Source organism: Streptomyces sp. NPDC001599 (assembly GCF_042893535.1).
In the GTDB taxonomy this organism is placed as follows: Bacteria; Actinomycetota; Actinomycetes; order Streptomycetales; family Streptomycetaceae; genus Streptomyces.
Genome location: NZ_JBIAVA010000003.1, coordinates 166,650 through 188,509, shown reverse-complemented (window position 1 = coordinate 188,509; position 21,860 = coordinate 166,650). Strand labels below are relative to the sequence as shown.

Here is a 21,860-nt window from a genome sequence, read left to right as displayed (position 1 = left end):
CTGCCCGGGGCACGTGCCGTGGGCGAAGGCATGCCAAAGCACACGAACGGGACCGTCCCCTCCGCTGGGCACGGAGGAGACGGTCCACTGGTCGGACGCCGAAGGGCGGCGGGCGGGAGGTCGCTACTTCTTCGGCGCGCCGACCGGCTTTCCGTCGGGCTTGACGGCGTACCAGGTGCCGCCCACGCCCTGACCGTTGGTGTCCCCGGCCTTCTTGTCGCCGGCGAAGGTGTAGATGGGCCAGCAGTCGATCGTCTGCTGGGCGGCGCCGTCGGGCCGGGTGAAGCTCATCAGCCCCTTCTTCTCGACGCCCTCGGTGTCGTTCGCCTCGACGGGCGCCACGACCGGCCACTTCTCCAGGCAGACGCCGGTGCAGGCCGACACCGGCTTCGGCCAGGCCTCGTCCTTCATGAAGCGGTAGACGGTCATGCCGTTCTTGTCGACGACGATCTCGCCGAGCTTCGGGTCCTCGCGGGTGGACAGCCCGGCGGCCGGCTCGGCCTTGGCCTTCTTGCCGTCGGCTGCCAGCGCGTACCACTTCTTGCCGACGCCCTGGCCCTTGACGTCTCCGGCGGCGGTGTCCTTGGCGTAGCGGTACGCGGGCCAGCCGCCGATCGTCAGCTGCTTGGTGCCGTCGGGGCGGGTGACCTCGCCGAGCAGGTCCTTGTCGATGCCCTCGCCGGCGAGGGCATCGTCCGCGGCGACCGGCGGCCAGGTGGTGGCGCAGTCGTTCTCGCAGGTGGTCTTGGGCGGTTCGGCGGTGTCGGCGTCGAAGCGGTAGAGGGTACGGCCCGCTCCGTCGGTCACCAGATCGCCGATCTCAGCGTTCGCCGCGACGGACAGCTTGCCCGCCGGCTCCGGCACGCTCGCCGAGGTCGGCCCGGCGCCCGCGCCGGTACCGAGTCCGTCACCGGCGCCGGTGCCGAGGTCGCCGACGTCGCCGGGCGCGGCCGTGGCGCCCACGTTCTGACTGCCGGTGGCACCGCCGCCGCCGTCCTGGCCGCACGCCGTCGTCAGCGCCAGCAGCGCCGCGGCGCCCGCCACGAGTGAGGCGCTCCGCCAGGAGGTCTTCATCGTCAATCCCCGATCGTCACGAAGGTGTTGGGGCGCCCTGGTGGGCCGCCGCACGACACTGGGTACGCACGGGGGAGCCCGTTGTGTTCAACCGGTCGCGGGTTTTCTTCCCGTCCGCCACCGGCGCGCGGTGCCTCGTACAGGTTTCCGGGCCCCGGCACGGGCGGGTCCGCCGCCGTCAAACCCCTGGTGGGGCCATGTCCCTCCTTCGGGGCAATCGCCGGGCACTCGGGTGTGGGGCGGTGCGCCAGGCTTCATGATCTGCGTCGTGCATGGACCCGAACCGACCCGATCCGCCGCTGCCGGACGGGTGTTGGCCCTGGTGACGTTGACGTTCACCCTCGTCGGCATACCGGCCGGCGCGGCCCGGGCCGACGCGTGTGCGTACGCGTCGACCGGACCGGACGGCACCGACGCGGTGGCGGTCGCCGGGAGCGCCTCCTGGCCCACCTTTCCGCCCTGCCCCAAGCCGACACCGACACCGACACCGACGCCCCCACCGGACCCCGAACCGACGCCTCCCCCGCCCGAGCCCACTCCTCCGCCCGCTCCCAAGCCTCCCGCTCCCAAGCCGCCCCCGCCGAAGCCGCCGGCGCCGGAGCCCGAACCGCCGCCGCCTCCCGCCCCGCGGCCGGCGCCGCCGCAACCCGCCCCTGAGCCGAGCCCGACGCCGACGCCCGCTCCCACGCCGCCGGTCCGTTCCGCGGCGCCCGCCCCCGCGCCGTCGGCCACGCCCACGCCCCGTCCCTCGCTCAGCCCGGTGCACTATCCGCGCCACCGCGCCGCCCGTGCGCCGCAGCGTTCCTCGCGCGGTACCACGTCGCCGCTCGTCTTCGTCCTGCTCATCACGGTGCCCGCGGTGGTCGCCGTCGCCGCGCTCCGTGCGCGCTGATCCCTGGAGGCCTCTCTTGCCGGAATGGCTTGTTCTCACCCTCGCGATGCTGGCCGCCTGCGTCGTGGTGGTCATCATCACCCTCCTACGGCACCGCACCGCGTCCGACGACGAGGACATCACCGAGACCCCGGACGTCATCGAGTACATGACGATGTGGATCGGCGTGGTGTACGCCATCGTCCTGGGCCTGGCCATCGCCGGTGTCTGGGAGGCACGCAGCGCCGCCGAGGCGGACGTGCAGACCGAGGCCGTCGCACTGCACGAGGTCTCGGAACGGGCCCGGGTCTACCCGGCCGACGTCCGTGACCGCATCCGGGCGGATGTCAACGCCTATGTCGGACACGTCGTCACCACCGAGTGGAAGGCCATGGCCGACCACGGAGAGGTGACCGAGCGCGGCACCGAGCTGCTCGACCGGGTACGCGCGGACGTCACGGACTACGAACCGAGGTCGGACTTCGAGGCGCAGGCGTACCAGCCCCTCGTGGACCAGGTGGCCCTCGCGGACCAGGCCCGCAACGCCCGTGCGCAGTCGACCGGGGCGACCATGCCGGGGGTGGTGTGGTTCGGGCTGATCGCCGGCGCCGTCATCACCATCGGGATGGTCTTCGCCCTGCAGATCCGGCGCACGACCCGCGAACTGGTCCTCGCGGGCCTGTTCTCCGCGCTGATCGCCTTCCTGCTCTTCCTGATCTGGGACTTCGACGCCCCCTTCAGCAGGGGCGTCTCGGCGTCGACCGACCCGTTCCTGAGCCTGTTCCCCGGCGCCGGGGACTGACACGACACCGGGGACGGTGACGGCCGACACGCCGTCACCGTCCCCTGAGCGGCCCACACTCTTGCCCCATTCGCGCGACTGCGATCGCGGTGACGTGCACGGCTTCCTAGCGTTTCGGACATCGAGGTGCATTCCTGGCGCGAGCGGAACAGGTCCGCCGCTGCTCCTCGGGGACCCGGAGGATTCACCATGCGCGCGATACCCGTCGCCTCGGTCGCACTGCTGGGCGGCGCCGCCCTCTCCGCCTGTGTACCGGCCGGGGCCGTGGGCTCGAACACGTTCGGCTTCACCGTCAGCCCCGCCACCGTGGCACCCGGCGGCCAGGTCACGCTGGGGGTGGGCCGTACCGAGGCGGGCTGCCGGGGGCGGGTCACGGTGACCTCGCCGGTGTTCGACACGGTCACCATCCCGCGGGACGAGTCGTCCGCCACGGCGCGGGTCGACCGGGACGCCCGGCGCGGGGCGGTGTACCGGGTGACGTTCGCCTGCCGGGACAAGACCGGCACGGTGGACCTGACGATCGCGGGCGGCGGCTCGCACCGCCCGACCGACGAGCCCTGGCACGACAAGGGCGTGCACGCCGGTCAGGGCGGCAGCGTCGCGGGGTTCGACCTGAAGCAGATCGGGCTCGGCGTGGCGCTCATCGCGGGCGCGGTGGGCACCGCTCACCACCTCTCGCGCCGCCGTTCCGGCGAGGGCCGGGCCTGACCCGCCCGCATCGCGCACGGCACTTCGCCCCGGATCCCACCGGATCCGGGGCGAAGTGCCGCTGCCGTCCTCCGCCCTGCGCTCAGATCCGCCGCTCGGACCGGCGGCGCATCCAGAACAGTCCGCCCCCGGCCACGGCCGCGGCGACGAGCCCGCCGCCGATCGCGATGTCGGTCGAGGTCGCCCCGCTGGAGCTGCTGCCGCCGAGGCCGCCGCGGACACCGCCGATGACGGTGAAGGCGGCCGGCCGGGTCAGCCGGCGGCCCGAGCAGTTGACGGTGATGTCGTACGAGCCCGGCCTGGCGTCCTGCTTGATGGTGGCGGTGCCCTTGGACGTCTCGTTGGCTCCCCTGACCGGGGTCAGGTGGGTGGTCCGGAAGGCGTCCGAGGTCATGGTGCCGCCCTGGGGGCAGCCGTCGACCGTGACGGTCATCTGGCCGCCGCGGGCGATCACGCTGGGCAGTGCGACGATGTTGCTCGGCTGGTTGTGGTCTCCGCCCGCGGTGGCCGCGGGGGCGGCCAGTCCGAGGACAGCGACGGCGGCGCCGGCTGCCGCGAGGGCACGAGTGTTGCGCATGTGATCCTCCGCGGAAGACGCCCCGGGTCCCGTCCCCGGTCGATCGGCGAGAAAGCGCCTCCCAGAAAGACCCTCAGTTGCCCTGCCCGCAGCCGCATTTCGGGAATGGTCCGTCCTGGTGAGCGGGTTGCCGGGCCGGAACCGCGCGAGTGGATATCGCCGCAGGTCACGCCCCGTCAGAAAATCTTGCCGGTCGCCTCCCGGATGGCGCACGGCAGGACGCGGGCACCACCCGTTCGCCGCCGCCCCGTCGCCGGTCCCCCGCAAGGCCCTTAGCGTGCTGGTATGCGCGGATGATCCGGCGACGGCCGGGTCGAGAGGGGATGGCGAATGTACGACTCCGAGTTGGCCGAAGAGGAGGAGCGGCGGAGGAAGCGCGCTCCCTGGGGCGTGATAGCGCTTGTTCTGCTGACCGGTCTCGCGCTCATCCGCAACGGCTCCGGGGAATTCGACGTGGGCCCCCCGCAGCCCGCGTCGGCCGCCGCGTCGGACACCCGCTCGGCGGCCGGCGACGGTGCCGCGGCCGGCGTGAGCCCGCTGCCGTACTCGGTGCCCGACCAGGTCTCCATCCCCGCCATCCAGGTCGACGCGCCGGTCATGGGGGTCGGACTCGACGCGGACGGCTGGGTCGACGCGCCGCCGCCCGAGGACCCGAACCTGGCCGGCTGGTTCACCGGCGCGGTCTCCCCGGGGGAAAAGGGCACCGCGGTCGTGGTCGGCCATGTCGACAACCAGCAGGGCCCCGCCGTCTTCTACGGGCTCGGGGCCCTGAAAAAGGGAAACAAGGTGGAAGTGCACCGCCAGGACGGGAAGACGGCGGTCTTCGAGATCTACGGCATCGAAGTGTTCGAGAAGAACAATTTCCCCGGCGACCGGGTCTACGGCTCGAAAGGCAGCCCCGAACTGCGGGTCATCACCTGCGGCGGCGGTTTCACCAAGCAGAACGGCTACGACGGGAACGTCGTCGCCTTCGCCCGCCTGGTCGAGGTCCGCTGAGCGTGCCCCGGCCGGGCGGGCCCGGCGGCGGTCAGATCAGGCGCCGCCGGGGGACGGTGAGGTGGTAGCCGGAGTCGAGCAGTTCGGGCAGATAGCGGCGCAGGGCGCGGACACTCTGCGAACGGTCGCCCCCGGCGTCGTGCGAGAGCACCACGACACCGGGGGCCGCGCCTTCCTCGACCCGGTCGACGATGGTGCCGGTGCCGGGTGTCGTCCAGTCCAGGGTGTCCACGGTCCAGGCGAGCGGCTCCATGCCGAGTTCCGCGCCGAGCTGGAAGGCGGCCCGGTTCCACGCGCCGTACGGGGCCCGGAACCAGCGGGGCGCCTCGCCGTAGGCCTGCTCGACGACCTCGCTGGTGCGCTCCATCTCGGAGCGGATGCGGCGCCGGGAGAGTTTCGTCAGCAGCGGGTGGGACCAGGTGTGGTTGCCGACCACGTGCCCCTCGTCGGCCATCCGGGTCAGCAGGTCCCGGTTGTAGTCCGCCATCTCCCCGCACACGAAGAACGTCGCCCGCACCTCGTACTTCGCCAGGGTGTCCAGGATCTTCGGGGTGTACTCGGGGTGGGGTCCGTCGTCGAAGGTGAGCAGCATGGTGCGGCCCCGGCCCGTCATGCGCAGGATCGGCTCGCTGCGCACCGCGGGCCGGCCGGGCACGGCACGCGGTGCGCCGTATCCGGTCAGGGGCTGGAGCCGGTAGGCCGAGGGTTTGAGCGGGCTGCGCTGCGGGGGGCCCGGGGCGGGTACGGGGGCGGGCGGCCGGGACGGCCCGTGTCCCAGGCCCGCCGCGAGTGCGCCGCCGGCGCCGGCCGCGCCCAGGGCCGCGACGCCGGTGAGCAGGGTGCGGCGGGTGAGCAACTGGTCCTTCTTCATGACTCATCAGTCGCCCGGTCACGGTGCGCCGCACCTGAGCAACACCGGTGCGGCGGCATGAAACCACCCGCCCGGCTCAAGATCACCGGGGACTCCGATAACCTCGCCGCGTGACGGAACAGCACTCCCATCAGTTCGAACGCGGCACGGACGGACCGAAGGTCATCGTCGTCGGTGTGGACGGCTCCGACTCCTCGCTGCGGGCCGCGGCCTACGCCGGGGGGATGGCCAGGCGGCAGGGCGCCCTGCTCGCCGTGGTGTACGTGCAGCCGGTGCTGGCGGGTGGTGCGGCGCTCGGGGCGTCGGTGGCGGAGACGACCGACGAGATCGCCGAGGAACTGATGGCCCAGATCCGGGAGGCGACCGAGCGGGTGAAGGGGATATTCGACGTCCGCTGGGAGTTCCACACGTTCCGCGGCGACCCGTACAGCGGTCTGAAGCAGACGGCCGACGAGCTGAAGGCGGACGCGGTGGTGGTCGGCGCCTCCGAGCAGGCCGGTCACCGGTTCGTCGGCTCGGTGGCGGTGCGGCTGGTGAAGGCGGGACGCTGGCCGGTGACGGTGGTGCCGTAGCACCGGCCGGGCCGGTGTGTGCGTCTTGGGACCTTCGTGCGTCGTGACTTCCGTCACGGACGTGCGTGCGCCATCATGATCCACCGTCAGCCGTTTGCCGTTCACGAAGAGGTGAGGCGCATGGCCCGGTTCCGCATGGGCGAGGGTGTTCTCCGCCGCAAACCCATCGAACACATCGAGGAGACGGAGAGCGGCGGGGGCCTGGTGCGCTCGCTGGGGCTGTGGCAGCTCACCGCGATCGGTGTCGGTGGCATCATCGGGGCCGGCATCTTCACGCTGGCCGGCACGGTCGCCAACGGCACGGCGGGGCCGGCGGTCCTGATCTCCTTCCTCATCGCCGGTGTCGCGAGCGCGGCGGCCGCCCTGTCGTACGCCGAGTTCGCCGGGCTGATCCCGAAGGCCGGTTCCGCCTACACCTACGGCTACGCGGTCCTGGGCGAACTGGTGGGCTGGTTCATCGGGTGGGACCTGCTCCTGGAGTACACGGCGATCGTGGCGGTGGTCGCGATCGGCATCTCGGGCTACTTCAGCTTCCTGGTCGGCGAGATGGGTGCCGACCTGCCGAACTGGATGCTGGGGGCGCCGGGCACCGGGGACGGGCACAAGGTCGACCTGTTCGCGGCCGTGCTGTGCCTGCTGATCGCGTACCTGCTGACGCTGGGCATCAGGAACGCCGCCCGCTTCGAGATGGTCGTGGTGGTGCTGAAGGTGCTGGTGGTGCTGCTGGTGATCGGGGTCGGCGTCTTCCACATCAACAGCTCGAACTACCACCCGTTCTTCCCGTTCGGCGTCGGCGGGGCGTTCACCGGTGCGGCGACGGTGTTCTTCGCGGTCTTCGGCTACGACGCCATGTCGACGGCGGCCGAGGAGTCGAAGGACGCCCAGCGGCACATGCCGAAGGCGATCATCTACTCGCTGATCATCTCGATGGTGCTGTACGTGGCGGCCTGTCTGGTGCTGACGGGTATGCAGAACTACAAGGAGATCGACCCGGAGAGCGGCTTCTCGACGGCGTTCAAGTCGGTGGGGCTCAGCTCGCTGGCCGACATCATCGCGGTGGGCGCCATCATCGGCATCCTCACGGTGATGTTCACGTTCATGCTGGGCGTGACCCGTGTGTGGTTCTCCATGTCGCGCGACGGGCTGCTGCCCAAGTGGTTCGCCAAGACGCACCCGACGCGGCACGTGCCGACCCGGGTCACCTGGATCGTGGGGTGCGCGTCCGCCGTGATCGCCGGATTCCTGCCGATCGGCGAGGCGGCGGAGCTGACCAACATCGGCATCCTGCTGGCGTTCGTGGTGGTGTGCGCGGCGGTGATCGTGCTGCGCTACCGGCAGCCGGAACTGCCGCGCACCTTCCGCACCCCGTGGATGCCCTTCGTGCCGGCGCTGGGCATCGTCTTCTCGATCTGGCTGATCACTTTCCTGCAGTGGCAGACCTGGGTGCGGTTCGCCGTGTGGTTCGTGATCGGCCTGGTCATCTACTTCGCGTACTCGTACCGGAAGTCGGAGCTGGCACGCCGTTAGAGGGTGCGCAGGAACCCGGTGACGGTCTCCTCGAAGGCGTCCGGCTTCTCCATGTTGGGGTAGTGCGCGACGCCGTCGATCGTGGCGGAACGGCCGCTTCGGACCGTACGGGCGAGCCGTTCCGCCTCGGCGACCAGCTCGGGCGCGTCCAGGGCGCCGTTGACGGTGAGGACCGGGACGTCGATCTTCGGGACGCGGGGCCAGGTGTCGGTCAGGGGCACGTGGTGGTTCTCCTCGTCCGGGCTGTGCTTGGAGAGGGTGCCGAGGGCCATCTCGCGCACCCGGCGCAGCACGTCCGGGTCGACGTCGTCGAGGCTGCGGTGCTCCCCCGGCACGAAGCGCAGGAACGCCGTGAGCCAGCCCTCGACGTCCCCGGCGCCCAGTGCGGCGGCCTGCTCCGCCTGCACTTCTCGCACCCAGGGGTTGGTGTACTCGAACTCGCTCGTGGACGCCCCGCAGGCGACCACGGCACGGACCAGCTCCGGGTATTCGAGGACCGTGTCGATGGCGATGGCCCCGCCCATCGACACACCGACGAGTACCGCGGGTCCGGCGTCGAGGTGGCGCAGCAGCGCGGCAAGGTCGTCCGCCCAGCGGAACGGCCTGCTCGCGTTGGCCGAGGCGCCGTGTCCGCGTACGTCGGGGGCGATCACGCGGTACTCGCGGGCCAGGACCGGGATCTGGGCGTCGAACACCCGGTGGTCGGTGAACCCGGAGTGCAGCAGGACGACCGGGTCTCCCGCGCCGGTGTCGCGGTAGGCGAGGTCGCCGTCGGCGGAGGTGAAGAAACGGAGGTCCGAAACAACAGTCATGACAACCAAGGTGTCATGTGAGGTCGACTTTGGCAACCTGGGTGTCATGATGGCGGGGTGAACGACATCGACGCACCCCTCCCCCCGGACGCGCTCGCCCGGCGCCTCACCGAGGTCTACGACCTGGTCGGCCCCCTCTACCGGCGCGCTCAGCGCGGCGTCGAGCAGGGCCTGGCCTCCGACGGCCTGTCCGTGGGCGTCCGCGCCGTGCTGACCATGCTGCGGCGCGGCGGTCCGACGACCGTGCCGCAGATGGGCCGGGCCCAGGCGATCAGCCGTCAGTTCGTCCAGCGGATGGTCAACGAGGCCGCGGCCCTGGACCTGGTGGAGAGCATCCCGAACCCGGCGCACCGCCGGTCGTCCCTGATCCGGCTGACCGACCGGGGCCGGGCCGCGATCGACGGCGTCCTCGACCGGGAACACCGACTGCTGCGCGAGGTCGGCTCGGACCTCACGGACGCCGACGTCACCGCCTGTCTGCGCGTGCTCGGGGCCATGCTGACGGCCCTGGACCACGTGGCGGACGCGTGACCTACTCGCCCATCACCAGCCCGTCGGCGGCGGCGCCCCGGCTGAGCACCACGTCGCGGATGCGGTCGCGCACGCCCCGCAGCTCGGCGCCGTTCTCCAGCGCCCGGTTGAGGTTCACCACCCGGCCCGCGTCCACGTCGAACAACTGCGGGACGAACTCGGCCTTCGTCACCTTCCAGCGTTCGCCGGCCCGGTCGGGCGGGGCGAAGGTGAAGCGGCCGACGGCCGACTGGTTGCCGCGCGGATCGCGGACGCCCTCGTTGTTGACCATCTCGCCCGCGATCTGGTCCCCCATGCCGTACACCACCCAGGTGCCGTTGACCTTCTCGTAGGCCTGCGGGACATGGGCGTGGGTGCCGAGGATCAGGTCGATGTCGGGGCGGTCGCCGGTGCGGGACGCGGTCAGGGTCCGGGCGAGGGCCAACTGGTCCTGGTCGGGCTCGTCCTGCCATTCGGTGCCCCAGTGCATCGACACGACGACGACGTCGGCGCCGGCCTTCCGGGCGGCCCGCGCGTCCTCGACGATGCGCGCCTCGTCGATGAGACCGACCGCCCAGGGCTGGTCGGCGGGCAGCGGGTGGCCGTTGGTGTGGAGGGTGTAGGCGAGGTGGGCCACCTGGGCCCGGCCCGCGCGCAGCACCGTCGCGATGTCGGCCTCGGCCTCGGTGCGCGCCGTCCCGGCGTGCCGTACGCCCGCCCGGTCGAGGGCGTCCAGGGTGCGGCGGATGCCGTCCGCACCGTCGTCGACGCTGTGGTTGGAGGCGGTGGAGCAGCCGTCGTAGCCGGTGGCGGCCAGCGCCTTGGCCACCTCGGGCGGGGACTTGAAGAGCGGGTAGCCGCTGTAGTCGCCGTTCGCGCCGTAGACGGTCTCCATGTGGCACAGCGCGAGGTCGGCCCGCGCGACGACGGGCCGGGCGCCGGCGAGCATGGGGCGGAAGTCGTAGCCGGTGCCGCCGGCGTCGAAGCGGGCCCGCTCGATGATCGAGTCGTGCGGGAGCACGTCTCCGGAGGCGACCAGGGTGAAGGCACCGGTGTCCGCGGCGGGCGGGGCCGGGGCCGGCGGCTTCGGCGGTTCGTGGTCGCGGGCCTGGCAGGCCGCGCCCGCGGTGAGGAGGGCGGTCAGGGCCAGGGCCACCTGCCGGCTGCGTGTGATCATCAGTTCGCTCCGCTGGGTCGCACACACCAATGAAAAGTCACATTTACTTACAAACAGGTAAAGAGGCTCGGTTCGTCACACGCGGCTCCGACACGCCCATTAGCCCGTCCGGCGTGCGCGAACGGGGTGCCCGGACCACACGCCCACGGCACGCCCACCGCACGCCGACCGTTCGTCGAACCGTTCGTCGACGCGATCGACCGTCCGCCGCTCGCCCGTGCGCACGCCCTGTCCCCGCACGGTCCCCTGCGGTGCCATACGGCCATGACGGCCGGAATCACCCTGACGGACACAGTGAACGGGACGACCGCCGAGCACGAGCTCGCCGCACTGCAACGCGAGCACGGCCGGCCGCTGTTCGCGCTGCTGCTGCGGCTCAGCGACGGCGACCGGCAGCGCGCCGAGGATCTGGTGCAGGAGACCCTGGTCCGCGCCTGGCAGCATCCCGAGGCCCTGCGCGCCGACGACTTCGACTCCGTACGGCCGTGGCTGCTCACCGTGGCCCGGCGGCTCGCGATCGACGCCCGCCGCGCCCGCCAGGCGCGCCCTGCGGAGGTCGGCGACGCCGTACTGGAGAACTCGCGCGTCTGCGCGGATCACGCCGAACGGGCCGCCGCCGCCCTCGATGTGCGCGAGGCTGTGAAGACACTCACTCCGGAGCACCGTGAAGTCCTGGTGCTGGTGTACTTCCAGGGGGCGAGTGTGGCGGAAGCCGCGGCCGCCCTCGGCATCCCACCCGGTACCGTGAAGTCCCGCGCGTACTACGCGCTGCGCGCCATGCGCAGGGTGCTACCGGGGTACGCCGCCGACCTGCGGTGAAACCGACCTTTTGGTCAAGCCTCCGTAAAGCGCCTTGCCCAGGACCCCGGTTGAGCAGTCGGCTGTCCTCATCCGTGTTCCGGACGGGGGTCCATGACCCGGTCGGGCGACGCGCACGCACCGGAGGAAGGCAGGAAGGGATGCTGCACAGAGGTCAAGAGAGCACGGACGGCACCGGTGGGGGCGAACTGAGCGTTCCCATGGCCTGGTTGTACGCCGAGTACATCGCCGACGAGCTGCTGCGGACCGGCGATCTGATGCCGCCGACGTCCTTCGAGTTCCGCGCCGGACGCGACGCGCTGGCGCTCACCGTCTTCCTGTCCGACACGGAGAACGAACTGAGCGGCATCCGGGTCGTCACCCACCTGGAGACCTGGCTGTCCCTGACGGCGTACGACCAGCCCTGGCACGAGTGGGTGCACGGGCGGCTGGCCGAGGTCACGGCCGAGGCCGTCGCCGCCGGACGCCACTCGCCGGACCTGGAGCTGGCCCGGGCGGCCTGGCGCTGGCTCCAGGACACCGAACTGCTCGCCCCGGACCTGAACGCGGTGCCCGGCGGTGCGCCGGTGTCCGGAGAGGACGAGGGGCCGAAGGTGTGGACGCCCGCCTGGCAGCTCGGGCTGCCGCTGGGGCACCTGGCCATCCACCTGTTCTAGCCGCCCCGGGCGGCCTCTTCCGACCTCCCCGGGCGGTCTCTTCCAGCCTCCCCGGGCGGCCTCACGAACTTTCCCGCGGGACGGACCAATCCACGCCGCGGGCCGCTCCGAACACCTTGGTTGCGATTCCGGGGTGGCTTGAGTGATTCGGCTGTCGGGTGCGTACGGGTGGGAGCAAGGAGTAACCCCACCCGCACCCAACGGTACGAGGATTCGGCATGAGGTCCCTGGAAAGGCATCGTGACGTCGGCGCCTACGCGCTCGGCGTACTGGACGAAGCGGAGGCCTTCCGCTTCGAGGACCACCTCATGGAATGCCCCCGGTGCGCGGCCCAGGTGACCGAATTCGGTCCCGCCACCCGTCAGTTGATGCTGTACCGGCAGGCGACACCCCGTATCGTCCACCCCCTGACCAGGCCGGGACCGCGACTGCTCGACCGGTTGCTGTCCGAGGTGACCACGCGCCGGCGGGCCGGCCGGCGGCGGGTGCTGTACGCCGTGGCCGCCGCCCTCGTGTGCGCCGTGGCCGGGCCCGGCGCCGTGCTGTACGCGAGCCAGGGCGATTCGGCGGCGCCGGTCACCGCGACCGATGCCCGGTCCGGGGTGTGGGCGCGGATCACGGCCGAGGACGAGACCTGGGGCACGGACGTGCGGCTCGAGGTCAAGGACGGGGGCGGCCCGCGCTCCTGCCGGCTCGTCGCCGTGGGCCGCGACGGGTCCGAACAGACGATCACCAGCTGGATGGTCCCCGGGCACGGCACCCGGCCGCACACCATGCGCGGCGGAGCCGCCCTGCATCCCGGCCAGATCGAACGCTACGAGGTGCGGACTGCGGACGGCGAGCACCTGGTGACGCTGCCGGCCGGATGACCGTCGCCCGGCGACCGCCGTCACCGGGTCCGGGTGGGCACCGCTACTTGAGCAGCCGCGACATCCTGCGGTCCGCCAGCGGTTTGCCGCCGGTCTGGCAGGTCGGGCAGTACTGGAGCGAGGAGTCGCTGAAGGAGACCTCGCGGATGGTGTCGCCGCACACCGGACAGGGCTCTCCGGTGCGGCCGTGGACCCGCAGCCCGCTCTTCTTCTCGGCCTTCAGGCGGCCGGCGGCGATGCCCCGGGAGCGTTCCACGGCCTCGGTGAGCGTGTCGCGCAGGGCCGCGTACAGCCGGGCGGTCTCCTCGTCGGTGAGGGAGGCGGCCAGTTTGAACGGGGACATCTTGGCGGCATGCAGGATCTCGTCGCTGTACGCGTTGCCCACGCCCGCGATCAGGCTCTGGTCGCGCAGGGCGCCCTTGAGCTGCCGCCGCTCGCCGTCGAGGAGGGCGGCGAAGCGTGCCTCGTCGAAGTCGTCGGCGAGCGGATCGGGACCGAGCCGGGCCACGCCCGGCACCTGCCGGGGGTCGGCCACGACGTAGACCGCGAGCCGCTTCTGCGTGCCCGCCTCCGTCAGGTCGAAGCCCGCGCCGGTCTCCAGGGCGACCCGCAGCGCGAGCGGGCCCTTTCCGGGCTTGGGCAGACCGCTGGGGAGGCTGTCCCTCCAGTGCAGCCAGCCGGCCCGGGCCAGATGGGTCACCAGGTGCGGGCCGCCGGCCGTCTCCACGTCGAGGAACTTGCCGTGGCGGTGCACGGCCGCCACGCGGTGACCCCCCAACGCCGTGAGCGGGGGGTCGTACGTCTTCAGGACGCTGATCGCCACGGGCAGGACCCGGACGATCTCGCGGCCGGTGAGGTGTTCGGTCAGGAAGTCGCGGAGCGCCTCGACCTCGGGCAGTTCTGGCATACGTCCAGAGTGCCACCGGCCCCCGGCGGCGCCAGCGGGTTCAGCCCGCCCTGTGCGCCACCACGAACTCCGCCCAGACGACCTTGCCGCCGCCGCGCGCCTCCACGCCCCACTCGTCGGCGAGCGTGTCGACCAGGAGCAGCCCCCGTCCGGACACCCCGTCGTCCCCTGCCTCCCGGCGGCGCGGCAGCGCGCTGGAGGAGTCCTCGACCTCGACCCGCAGCCGCCGGTCGGTTCCGGTGAGCAGCCGCAGGGTGACGACGGCGGAGCCCTCGGTGTGCATGAGGGCGTTGGTCATCAGCTCGTCGGCGACCAGTTCGATCTCGTCGCTCTGGCCGCGGGCGCCCCAGGACCGGACCGCGGTACGGATCATGTGCCGGGCCTCGGTGAGGCCCTCGGGGTCGCCCGGGGAGACGTGCTGCTGGACCCGGCCGAAGGTCCGCGGGGCGCCCAGGCCGTGCCGGCGCAGCACCAGCAGCGCGACGTCGTCGTCGCCGCGCCGCTCGTCGACCACGTCGATCAGCCGGTCGGCCAGGTCCCGCACGTCCTGCGGTCCGGAGGTGATCAGCGCCGTGAGGACGTCCATGCCCTCGTCGAGGTCGGCGCCGGGCTGCTCGACCAGGCCGTCGGTGCACAGCAGCAGGGTGTTGCCCGGGTCCAGCTCCAGGGTGGCGACCGGGTAGGCGAGGCGCCCGAACTCGGCGGACAGGCCGAGCGGCAGCCCGCCCTCGACGCGCACCAGGCGGCAGGTGCCGTCGCCGAAGCGCAGCAGCGGGTCGATGTGGCCGGCGCGGACCACCTGGACCACTCCGGTGCCCAGGTCGGCCTCCGCGTACAGGCAGGTCGCGAAGCGGTCGGTGTCCAGCTCGTGCAGGAAGACGGAGGCCCGTGCCATCACCGTGGCCGGGGGGTGGCCCTCGGCGGCGTAGGCGCGCAGCACGATGCGCAGCTGGCCCATGACGGCGGCGGCGTGCGTGTCGTGGCCCTGGACGTCGCCGATGACGGCGCCGACGCGCCCGCCGGGCAGCGGGATCAGGTCGTACCAGTCGCCGCCGATGTCCCGGCCGAGCGCGCCGCCGATGGAGGCCGCGCGGTAGCGGACGGCGACGTCGCAGCCGGGCACGCTGGGGATGGTGCGCGGCAGCATGGCCTGCTGGAGGCCCTCGGCGAGGTCCATCTCCTGCTCGTAGAGCATGGCCCGCTGGAGGCTCTGCGCGATGCCGCTGCCGAGCGCGACCAGGACGTTGCGGTCCTCCGGGGAGAAGCCGTGCCGGTCGCTGTAGAGCAGCCCGATGGCACCGATGGGCCGGGCCTGGGCGATCAGGGGCAGATAGGCGGCCGCGGTGATGTCGAGGTGGGTGATGTCCTTCCACAGCCCCGGGTAGCGCTCCGCGAACTCCTCCGGCGACTCGATGAAGCGGGGACTGAGCGTCCGTACGGCCTCGCTCATCGGATACGGCTCGTCGATCCGGGTGATCCGGGTGCCGGGGATGAAGCTGTTCTCGGGGCCGTCGGCGACCAGCCGGATGCGGCCGGCCTCGACCAGGCCCATCACCAGGCTGGTGGCGCCCAGCCGGGTGAGTCCGTGGGTGTCGCGCAGCACGTCGATGACGTCGTCCACGGTGCGGGCGTGCGCGAGGGCGGCCGTGGCGAGCTGGACGACGTTGGTGAGCCGGCGGCGCGCCTCGTCCTGCGCCGCCTGCTCCCGGTTGGCCGCGATGTCGGCCACCTCCTGGGTGGCGTCGCGGACGATGCCGATGATCCGGCGGGGGCGGCCGGTCTCGTCCCGGCGGATGTAGCCCTGGGTGTGGGTCCAGCGCAGGGTGCCGTCGCGGCGGCGCAGCCGGAAGTAGGTGCCGTAGTTCTCGCTGCCGTCCTTCATGGCCCGCGCGACGATGGTGTCCATGCGGCGGCTCTCCGCCGTGGGCACCCGCAGCGAAAGCGACTCGGGGCGCCCGTCGTACTCGTCCGGGCGCAGGTCGAACACCTCGTGGGCCTGGGCGTCCATGTGGAACAGTCCGGCGTCCAGGTCCCAGTCGAAGCTGCCCATGCGGTTGAGCGCCAGGATCGGGTCCGGGTGGGCGGGCCAGTCGTCCGGGAGTGACGGGGCGCTCGCTCCCCGATCAGACATGGACCCCACCTTGCCAGGATTTGTCGGAATCTTCGACTCCTGGTTCACCGGGCCGCGCCGAAGAGGGTCCGGGAGCCGGGCGGGGTACACGGAGCGGGTACGAGAGGAGCCCGGCCGTGGAGTGGTTCACCGCACCCGACTACTGGCTGGCTCGGCTGGTCTTCCAGCGGGCCCTGGCCGCCGTGTACCTGGTCGCGTTTCTGACGGCGGCCCTCCAGTTCCGGGCGCTGCTCGGCGAGCGCGGTCTGACACCGGTACCCCGCTTCGTCGAGCGGGTGCCGTTCCGGCGGGCGCCGAGCCTGTTCCAGTGGCGCTACTCGGACCGGCTCTTCGCGGGCTGCGCCTGGGCGGGCTGCGCGGTGTCGGCGGCGCTGGTGGCCGGGCTGGACTCGCTGCTGCCGCTGTGGGGCGCGATGCTGCTGTGGCTGGTGCCGTGGGCGCTGTACCTCTCGATCGTCAACGTCGGACAGACCTGGTACTCCTTCGGCTGGGAGTCGCTGCTGCTGGAGACCGGCTTCGTCGCCGTGTTCCTGGGCAACGAGGAGGTGGCGCCGCCGGTCGTGGTGCTGTTCCTGCTGCGCTGGCTGCTGTTCCGGGTGGAGTTCGGGGCGGGGCTGATCAAGATGCGCGGCGACGAGTGCTGGCGGAAGCTGACCTGCCTGCACCACCACCACGAGACCCAGCCGATGCCGGGCCCGCTGAGCTGGTTCTTCCACCACCTCCCTGGGCCCCTGCACCGGGTCGAGGTCGCCGCGAACCACGTCACGCAGCTGGTGGTGCCCTTCCTCCTGTTCGCCCCGCACCCCGTGTCGACGGCCGCCGCGGCGCTGATGATCGCGACCCAGCTGTGGCTGGTGCTCTCGGGCAACTTCTCCTGGCTCAACTGGGTCACCATCGTGCTGGCCCTGTCGGTGGTCCGCTTCCCGGCCGATGCCCCGGCCGTGGCCGCCGCGCCGCTCTGGTACGAGGCCGTGGTCCTGGCGGTGGCGGCGCTGCTGGTGTTCCTGAGCCATCGGCCGGTGCGCAACATGATCTCCCGCCGCCAGGTGATGAACCGCTCCTTCGACTCGCTCCACCTGGTCAACACCTACGGCGCCTTCGGCTCCGTCAGCCGGGTCCGCTACGAGGTGGTGATCGAGGGCACCGCCGACGAGGTCGCCCGGAAGGACGGCGACTGGCGGGAGTACGAGTTCAAGGGCAAACCCGGCGACCCGCGACGCTGGCCGCGCCAGTTCGCGCCGTACCACCTGCGGCTGGACTGGCTGATGTGGTTCGCCGCGCTGTCGCCGTCGTACGCCGGGTCGTGGTTCGGCACGCTGGTGGAACGGCTGCTGGAGAACGACCGCGCCACGCTGCGGCTGCTGCGCCGCTCCCCTTTCCCGCCGGACGCGCCGCCGCGCTTCGTGCGCGCCCGGCTGTTCCGCTACCGGTACACGACCTGGCGGGAGCTGCGGGAGACGGGCGCGTGCTGGGAGCGGACGTATGTGCGGGAGTACCTGCCGCCGACCCGGCTCACCCCTTTCCGGTGAGCCGGGCCCGTCGGAGGCGGCGGCGCTAGGCGCGCTTGAGCCGCAGGGTCATCAGCTGGAACGGACGCAGGCCTACGGCGATCCGGTCGCCGTCCGCCCGGGGGGCCTCCGTGTCCGCGAGCGGGCGTTCCAGCAGGTCGGTCACCTGCACGTCCGTGACCGCGAAGCCGGCCGTCAGCGTGGCGCGGGCCCGGCCGCCGTGGGCCTCGTGGAAGCGGACCACGACGTCGCCGCTGCCGTCGTCGGCGAGCTTGACGGCGGTGACGACGACCGCGTCCCGGTCGACCGTGACGAGCGGGGCGACCTCCGGGGCGCCGCCCGTGACGCGCCGCTCGGGCAGGTTGATCCGCCAGCCCTCGCGCACGGCGTCGCCGATGCCCGCGCCCGGCACCAGCGCGTGCCGGAAGCGGTGCACGCCCTGGTCGGTCTCGGGGTCGGGGAAACGCGGGGCGCGCAGCAGGGAGAGCCGGACCGTGGTGGTCGTACCGGCGTCGGCGTCGCCGCGGACGGTACGGGTGACGTCGTGGCCGTACGTCGAGTCGTTGACGAGTGCGACGCCCCAGCCGGGCTCCTCCAGGTGGATGAAGCGGTGGTTGCACGCCTCGAACTTGGCGGCCTCCCAGCTGGTGTTGGTGTGGGTGGGCCGGTGGAAGTGCCCGAACTGGGTCTCCGACGCGTACCGTTCGGCGTGCACGTCGAGCGGGAAGGCGAGCTTGAGGAACTTCTCCGTCTCGTGCCAGTCGACCTCGGTGTCCACCTCGAGACGCCGCTCCCCCGGCGCCAGGGTCAGCACCTGGGTGACGCGGGAGGAACCGAAGGAGCGGACGATCCGCACCGAGGCACCGTCGTCGCCGGGGACGACCTCGTCGGCGTCGGTGAGGTCGGTGACCGTGTTGCGGTAGAACTCGTCGACGTCCCAGGCGTCCCACATGTTCGGGAAGTCGGGGTGGAGCTGGAGCAGGTTGCCCGCCCCGCCCGGCGCGATCGTCTCGCGGTCGGCGGCGAGGTCGTACGCCGACACCACCAGGCCCCGCTCGTCGATCTCGACCCGCAGCAGGCCGTTGTCCAGGACGTGGCCGCCGCCGGGCCGGGGGCTCAGGTCCGTGCGTCCCTCGGTCGCGGGGGACGTGGCGGCGCCCGCCGGTACCCCGGCCCGCGCGTGCGGTGCGGAGTTGAAGACCAGCGAGGTGTCGCCCTCGCCGGCCAGGGCGCGCTGGGCGGCGTCGATGATGCCGTTCAGTTCGGTGGCGACCTTGTCGTAGGTGGCGCGGGCCTCGCGGTGCACCCAGGCGATGGAGGAGCCGGGCAGGATGTCGTGGAACTGGTGCAGCAGGACCGTCTTCCAGATCCGGTCCAGGTCGTCGTACGGGTAGGGGAACCCGGCGCGCACGGCGGCCGTGGCCGCCCACAGCTCGGCCTCCCGCAGCAGGTGTTCGCTGCGGCGGTTGCCCTGCTTGGTCTTGGCCTGGCTGGTGAGGGTGGCGCGGTGCAGTTCGAGGTACAGCTCGCCGACCCAGACCGGCGGCGCCGGGTTCTCGGCCTCGGCCTTCTCGAAGAAGGCGTGCGGGGTCTCCCACTCGACCGTCGCCGAGCCTTCGAGGTTCCGCAGCCGGGCCGCCTTGGCGACCATCTCGCGGGTGGTGCCGCCGCCACCGTCGCCCCAGCCGGTGGGGGCCAGGGAGTGCCGGGCGACGCCCTTGTCCTTGAAGTTCTTCGCCGCGTGGGCGATCTCGCTGCCCTTCATCGAGCAGTTGTAGGTGTCGACGGGCGGGAAGTGGGTGAAGATTCGGGTGCCGTCGATGCCTTCCCAGCGGAAGGTGTGGTGCGGGAACTTGTTCGTCTGCGACCAGGAGATCTTCTGCGTCAGCAGGTACTTGGCCCCCGCGGCCTTGATGATCTGCGGCAGGCCCGCCGCGAAGCCGAAGGTGTCCGGCAGCCACGCCTCGTCGTTCTCGACGCCGAACTCGTCGAGGAAGAAGCGCTTGCCGTGCACGAACTGCCGGGCCATCGCCTCCGAGCCGGGCATGTTGGTGTCGGACTCCACCCACATGCCGCCGGCCGGCACGAACCGCCCGTCGGCCACGGCCTTCTTGACCCGCGCCCACACCTCGGGCCGGTGGTCGCGCACCCACGCCCACTGCTGGGCCTGGGACATGGCGAAGACGAAGTCCGGCTCGTCCTCCAGGAGGGCGGTCATGTTGGAGGTGGTGCGGGCCACCTTGCGCACGGTCTCGCGCAGCGGCCACAGCCACGCCGAGTCGATGTGCGCGTGCCCGACGGCGCTGATGCGGTGCGCGGAGGGCACGGCGGGGGCGGCCAGCACTTCGGTGAGGCGGGAACGGGCCTGCTCGGCCGTGCCGCCCACGTCCTGGAGGTCGATGGCGTCCAGTGCCTTGTCGACGGCGCGCAGGATCTCCCAGCGGCGCGGAGAGTCCACCGGCAGTTCGGCCATCAGCTCGCCGAGGACCTCCAGGTCGAGCACCAGGTTCCACACGGTCTCGTCGAGGACGGCGAGGTCCATGCGGGTGAGGGTGTACTGCGGTTCGCTGCCCGCGGTGTCCTTGTCGCCGAGCCGGGTCGGCACGAAGGGGTGGTAGTCGAGGATGACGGGGTTGGAGGCCGCCTCGACGTGCAGGCGCACCTGCTCGCCGCCCTCGACGGGGGCGCCGATCCGCACCCACTGGTTCCGCGGGTTGAGGCCCTTCACCGGGGTGCCGTCGGGGCGGTAGACCAGGCCCTCGCACTGGAAGCCGGGCATGTTCTCGTCGAAGCCGAGGTCGAGGACCGCCTCGACGGTCTTCCCGGCCCACTCCTTCGGCACGCTGCCGGTGACGCGGAACCAGCTGGTGCCCCAGGGCGCGCCCCAGCGGGCGCCGACCTCGATGGGCCGCGGTTCGGCCGCGAGTCCCTCCTCGACGGGGACGGGCTCGCCGGGCACGTCCCAGACCGCCACGTCCAGCGGTACGGACTCGGGGTAGAGGGCGGGGCGGACACGCTCGTCGAGGACGCGCTTGAGGCGGGCTTCGACCAGGTTGCGGTCGTCATGCATGCGGGTGCTCCGGGGTCGGGGGGCGGGTGATTGCCTGGGGTTGGGCGGGCGGTGGCGGGGGCCGACGTCAGGTACAGCTCCCCAGCGGGAGGCCCTTCGAATCGTGCGGCTCTCTCGTTCCGCCGCGCGGGGCGGGCGTCACGGGACGGGGACCTGGTCGGGGGCGACGACCTCGGTGATGCCGCGGGAGGCGAGATGCCCGGGGTCGGCGGCGCGGGTGTCGAGGACGGTGGTGGGACGGGCGCCGTCGGCGACCAGCCGGAAGAAGGCGTCGAAGACGGCTCCGCCGGGGGCGCAGGCCGAGCGCGCGGCGGGGTCGGCCGGAACGGCGAGGGCCGTGGTGCGCGGGGCCGGGGCGGGGCGGGTACCCGCGCGGGCCGCACGTGCCGCGTTCGCCAGGACCCGGGCCGTGTCCTTGGGACGCCGGTCGTTGGTGAGGAGCCCGAGTCCGTACTCCAGCTCCGGGAAGTCGGCCAGCGCCCGGGACACGTCGTGGGAGCACCACCAGGTGACGCCCCACAGGTCCGGGCAGTCCAGGGCGTTCTCGACGGTCGCCTCGGTGAAGGCGGCGGCGTGCTCGGCGGGGACCAGGGGTGCGGGGGCGCCGACCTCCTGGAGCCAGACGGGGCGGTGCGGGTCGTCGGCCCAGGCCTTGCTCAGCTCCACGAGGTAGGCGGCGTGGTGCTCGCTGGGCACGGAGGCGCGGCCGTGCCGCTGGGCGGTACCGTTGAAGACCCAGGAGTGCACCGCCGTGACGGCGCCCCGCCGGGCGGCCTGGGCCGGGGTGAAGGGCTGGTCGTCCTGGTACCAGGTGGCGTCGTACTCTGCGTGCAGGTGCATGCGGCCCGGGGCGCCCTCCTCGCAGGCGGCCAGCATCCGCTCCAGCCAGGCGTCGATCTGGGCGCTGGTGGCGCGGTCCGGGTCGGGGTGGGGCCCGGCGGAGAACTGGTTGACCTCGTTGCCGAGGGTCATGCCGAGGAAGTTGGACCGTCCGGCCAGCGCGGCGGCGAGGGCGCGCAGGTAGGCGGCCTGGCCCTCGACGACGTCGGGATCGGTGAACAGGTTGCGCCGGTGCCAGGTGCGGGTCCAGGCCGGCACGTAGTCGAAGCTGCTCAGATGGCCCTGGAGGCCGTCCACGTTGACGTCGAGGCCGCGTTCACCGGCCGCGTCGACCAGCGCCACCAGGTGCTCGACCGCCCGCTCGCGGATCAGGGTGCGGTTGGGCTGGAAGTAGGGCCACAGCGGGAAGACGCGGACGTGGTCCACGTCCAGCGCGGCGATGGAGTCCAGGTCGGCGCGTACGGAGTCGAGGTCGAAGTCGAGCCAGTGGTGGAACCACCCCTCGCTCGGGGTGTAGTTGACGCCGAAGCGCACGGCAGAAGGCATGCGGTGTCCTTGAGAGG

Annotated in this window: 20 protein-coding genes; 11 read left to right on the top strand and 9 right to left on the bottom strand. The window is 72.3% G+C overall.

The window, feature by feature from the left end:
• Positions 1 to 123: 123 nt before the first annotated feature.
• Positions 124 to 1,074, bottom strand: a complete 951-nt coding sequence (locus ACFYZ3_RS09600; RefSeq protein ID WP_388515971.1) for an SCO0930 family lipoprotein — start codon at positions 1,072 to 1,074, stop codon at positions 124 to 126.
• A 760-nt stretch (positions 1,075 to 1,834) separates the two neighbouring features.
• On the opposite strand from ACFYZ3_RS09600, the gene ACFYZ3_RS09595 reads away from it, so the two are divergent.
• The 3 genes from ACFYZ3_RS09595 (at position 1,835) to ACFYZ3_RS09585 (ending at position 3,455) form a co-directional block, all read left to right on the top strand.
• A complete protein-coding gene (locus ACFYZ3_RS09595) occupies positions 1,835 to 1,966 on the top strand; it encodes a hypothetical protein (protein ID WP_016325543.1) in 132 nt (43 codons plus the stop codon).
• Positions 1,967 to 1,982: 16 nt separating this feature from the next.
• On the top strand, positions 1,983 to 2,747 hold the full coding sequence (locus ACFYZ3_RS09590; protein WP_388515043.1) for a hypothetical protein: 765 nt from the start codon (positions 1,983 to 1,985) through the stop codon (positions 2,745 to 2,747).
• Positions 2,748 to 2,936: 189 nt separating this feature from the next.
• Positions 2,937 to 3,455, top strand: a complete 519-nt coding sequence (locus ACFYZ3_RS09585) for a hypothetical protein (protein ID WP_388515042.1) — start codon at positions 2,937 to 2,939, stop codon at positions 3,453 to 3,455.
• A gap of 82 nt (positions 3,456 to 3,537) precedes the next feature.
• On the opposite strand, the gene ACFYZ3_RS09580 is transcribed toward ACFYZ3_RS09585, so the two are convergent.
• Entirely contained in the window at positions 3,538 to 4,032 is a 495-nt protein-coding gene (locus ACFYZ3_RS09580) for a hypothetical protein (RefSeq protein WP_385350387.1), read from the bottom strand.
• Positions 4,033 to 4,362: 330 nt separating this feature from the next.
• Here ACFYZ3_RS09580 and ACFYZ3_RS09575 point away from each other — a divergent pair, with 330 nt between their 5' ends.
• A complete protein-coding gene (locus ACFYZ3_RS09575; protein WP_388515040.1) occupies positions 4,363 to 5,028 on the top strand; it encodes a class F sortase in 666 nt (221 codons plus the stop codon).
• A gap of 31 nt (positions 5,029 to 5,059) precedes the next feature.
• Here the strand turns inward: ACFYZ3_RS09575 and ACFYZ3_RS09570 are convergent, their stop codons facing one another.
• Positions 5,060 to 5,899 (bottom strand): polysaccharide deacetylase family protein, encoded by an 840-nt coding sequence (locus ACFYZ3_RS09570; RefSeq protein ID WP_388515038.1) that lies wholly within the window; start codon positions 5,897 to 5,899, stop codon positions 5,060 to 5,062.
• Between the two features lie 110 nt (positions 5,900 to 6,009).
• Here ACFYZ3_RS09570 and ACFYZ3_RS09565 point away from each other — a divergent pair, with 110 nt between their 5' ends.
• Together ACFYZ3_RS09565 and ACFYZ3_RS09560 are read left to right on the top strand one after the other, a co-directional pair.
• On the top strand, positions 6,010 to 6,471 hold the full coding sequence (locus ACFYZ3_RS09565; protein WP_388515036.1) for a universal stress protein: 462 nt from the start codon (positions 6,010 to 6,012) through the stop codon (positions 6,469 to 6,471).
• Positions 6,472 to 6,591: 120 nt separating this feature from the next.
• The gene (locus ACFYZ3_RS09560; protein WP_388515034.1) at positions 6,592 to 7,998 is read left to right on the top strand and encodes an amino acid permease; all 1,407 of its coding nucleotides are present in this window, start codon (positions 6,592 to 6,594) and stop codon (positions 7,996 to 7,998) included.
• Here ACFYZ3_RS09560 and ACFYZ3_RS09555 read toward each other — a convergent pair.
• Complete coding sequence (locus ACFYZ3_RS09555) at positions 7,995 to 8,810, bottom strand: alpha/beta fold hydrolase (RefSeq protein ID WP_388515033.1); 816 nt, start codon at positions 8,808 to 8,810, stop codon at positions 7,995 to 7,997. The genes ACFYZ3_RS09560 and ACFYZ3_RS09555 overlap by 4 nt on opposite strands.
• Positions 8,811 to 8,867: 57 nt before the next feature.
• Between ACFYZ3_RS09555 and ACFYZ3_RS09550 the strand changes: the two genes are divergently transcribed.
• Complete coding sequence (locus ACFYZ3_RS09550) at positions 8,868 to 9,341, top strand: MarR family winged helix-turn-helix transcriptional regulator (protein WP_388515031.1); 474 nt, start codon at positions 8,868 to 8,870, stop codon at positions 9,339 to 9,341.
• 1 nt (position 9,342) lies between these two features.
• Here the strand turns inward: ACFYZ3_RS09550 and ACFYZ3_RS09545 are convergent, their stop codons facing one another.
• Positions 9,343 to 10,497 carry a CapA family protein gene (locus tag ACFYZ3_RS09545; RefSeq protein WP_388515030.1) on the bottom strand — a complete coding sequence of 385 codons (1,155 nt, stop codon included), beginning with the start codon at positions 10,495 to 10,497 and terminating at the stop codon, positions 9,343 to 9,345.
• Positions 10,498 to 10,761: 264 nt separating this feature from the next.
• Between ACFYZ3_RS09545 and ACFYZ3_RS09540 the strand changes: the two genes are divergently transcribed.
• The 3 genes from ACFYZ3_RS09540 to ACFYZ3_RS09530 all read left to right on the top strand — a co-directional run bounded on the left by ACFYZ3_RS09540 (position 10,762) and on the right by ACFYZ3_RS09530 (position 12,841).
• On the top strand, positions 10,762 to 11,316 hold the full coding sequence (locus tag ACFYZ3_RS09540) for a sigma-70 family RNA polymerase sigma factor (RefSeq protein ID WP_388515028.1): 555 nt from the start codon (positions 10,762 to 10,764) through the stop codon (positions 11,314 to 11,316).
• 140 nt (positions 11,317 to 11,456) lie between these two features.
• A complete protein-coding gene (locus ACFYZ3_RS09535; RefSeq protein ID WP_388515027.1) occupies positions 11,457 to 11,972 on the top strand; it encodes a hypothetical protein in 516 nt (171 codons plus the stop codon).
• Between the two features lie 218 nt (positions 11,973 to 12,190).
• The gene (locus tag ACFYZ3_RS09530; protein WP_388515026.1) at positions 12,191 to 12,841 is read left to right on the top strand and encodes a zf-HC2 domain-containing protein; all 651 of its coding nucleotides are present in this window, start codon (positions 12,191 to 12,193) and stop codon (positions 12,839 to 12,841) included.
• A 43-nt stretch (positions 12,842 to 12,884) separates the two neighbouring features.
• On the opposite strand, the gene ACFYZ3_RS09525 is transcribed toward ACFYZ3_RS09530, so the two are convergent.
• Both ACFYZ3_RS09525 and ACFYZ3_RS09520 read right to left on the bottom strand, forming a co-directional pair.
• On the bottom strand, positions 12,885 to 13,748 hold the full coding sequence (locus ACFYZ3_RS09525) for an Fpg/Nei family DNA glycosylase (RefSeq protein WP_388515024.1): 864 nt from the start codon (positions 13,746 to 13,748) through the stop codon (positions 12,885 to 12,887).
• A 40-nt stretch (positions 13,749 to 13,788) separates the two neighbouring features.
• Entirely contained in the window at positions 13,789 to 15,879 is a 2,091-nt protein-coding gene (locus ACFYZ3_RS09520) for a SpoIIE family protein phosphatase (RefSeq protein ID WP_388515023.1), read from the bottom strand.
• Positions 15,880 to 15,995: 116 nt separating this feature from the next.
• On the opposite strand from ACFYZ3_RS09520, the gene ACFYZ3_RS09515 reads away from it, so the two are divergent.
• On the top strand, positions 15,996 to 17,408 hold the full coding sequence (locus ACFYZ3_RS09515) for a lipase maturation factor family protein (protein WP_388515022.1): 1,413 nt from the start codon (positions 15,996 to 15,998) through the stop codon (positions 17,406 to 17,408).
• A gap of 25 nt (positions 17,409 to 17,433) precedes the next feature.
• On the opposite strand, the gene ACFYZ3_RS09510 is transcribed toward ACFYZ3_RS09515, so the two are convergent.
• Positions 17,434 to 20,457: an alpha-mannosidase gene (locus ACFYZ3_RS09510; RefSeq protein ID WP_388515021.1), complete on the bottom strand. Its 3,024-nt coding sequence runs from the start codon at positions 20,455 to 20,457 to the stop codon at positions 17,434 to 17,436.
• A gap of 138 nt (positions 20,458 to 20,595) precedes the next feature.
• Positions 20,596 to 21,843 (bottom strand): glycosyl hydrolase, encoded by a 1,248-nt coding sequence (locus ACFYZ3_RS09505; RefSeq protein WP_388515019.1) that lies wholly within the window; start codon positions 21,841 to 21,843, stop codon positions 20,596 to 20,598.
• Positions 21,844 to 21,860: the final 17 nt, after the last annotated feature.

What these genes read in the sequence shown, in the direction of transcription:
- ACFYZ3_RS09580 (WP_385350387.1), bottom strand. Translation starts at nt 4,032, where the DNA reads ATGCGCAACACTCGTGCCCTCGCGGCAGCCGGCGCCGCCGTCGCTGTC.
- ACFYZ3_RS09555 (WP_388515033.1), bottom strand. Translation starts at nt 8,810, where the DNA reads ATGACTGTTGTTTCGGACCTCCGTTTCTTCACCTCCGCCGACGGCGAC.
- ACFYZ3_RS09530 (WP_388515026.1), top strand. Translation starts at nt 12,191, where the DNA reads ATGAGGTCCCTGGAAAGGCATCGTGACGTCGGCGCCTACGCGCTCGGC.
- ACFYZ3_RS09510 (WP_388515021.1), bottom strand. Translation starts at nt 20,457, where the DNA reads ATGCATGACGACCGCAACCTGGTCGAAGCCCGCCTCAAGCGCGTCCTC.
- ACFYZ3_RS09540 (WP_388515028.1), top strand. Translation starts at nt 10,762, where the DNA reads ATGACGGCCGGAATCACCCTGACGGACACAGTGAACGGGACGACCGCC.
- ACFYZ3_RS09505 (WP_388515019.1), bottom strand. Translation starts at nt 21,843, where the DNA reads ATGCCTTCTGCCGTGCGCTTCGGCGTCAACTACACCCCGAGCGAGGGG.
- ACFYZ3_RS09520 (WP_388515023.1), bottom strand. Translation starts at nt 15,879, where the DNA reads ATGTCTGATCGGGGAGCGAGCGCCCCGTCACTCCCGGACGACTGGCCC.
- ACFYZ3_RS09545 (WP_388515030.1), bottom strand. Translation starts at nt 10,497, where the DNA reads ATGATCACACGCAGCCGGCAGGTGGCCCTGGCCCTGACCGCCCTCCTC.
- ACFYZ3_RS09525 (WP_388515024.1), bottom strand. Translation starts at nt 13,748, where the DNA reads ATGCCAGAACTGCCCGAGGTCGAGGCGCTCCGCGACTTCCTGACCGAA.
- ACFYZ3_RS09600 (WP_388515971.1), bottom strand. Translation starts at nt 1,074, where the DNA reads ATGAAGACCTCCTGGCGGAGCGCCTCACTCGTGGCGGGCGCCGCGGCG.
- ACFYZ3_RS09560 (WP_388515034.1), top strand. Translation starts at nt 6,592, where the DNA reads ATGGCCCGGTTCCGCATGGGCGAGGGTGTTCTCCGCCGCAAACCCATC.
- ACFYZ3_RS09575 (WP_388515040.1), top strand. Translation starts at nt 4,363, where the DNA reads ATGTACGACTCCGAGTTGGCCGAAGAGGAGGAGCGGCGGAGGAAGCGC.
- ACFYZ3_RS09535 (WP_388515027.1), top strand. Translation starts at nt 11,457, where the DNA reads ATGCTGCACAGAGGTCAAGAGAGCACGGACGGCACCGGTGGGGGCGAA.
- ACFYZ3_RS09570 (WP_388515038.1), bottom strand. Translation starts at nt 5,899, where the DNA reads ATGAAGAAGGACCAGTTGCTCACCCGCCGCACCCTGCTCACCGGCGTC.
- ACFYZ3_RS09585 (WP_388515042.1), top strand. Translation starts at nt 2,937, where the DNA reads ATGCGCGCGATACCCGTCGCCTCGGTCGCACTGCTGGGCGGCGCCGCC.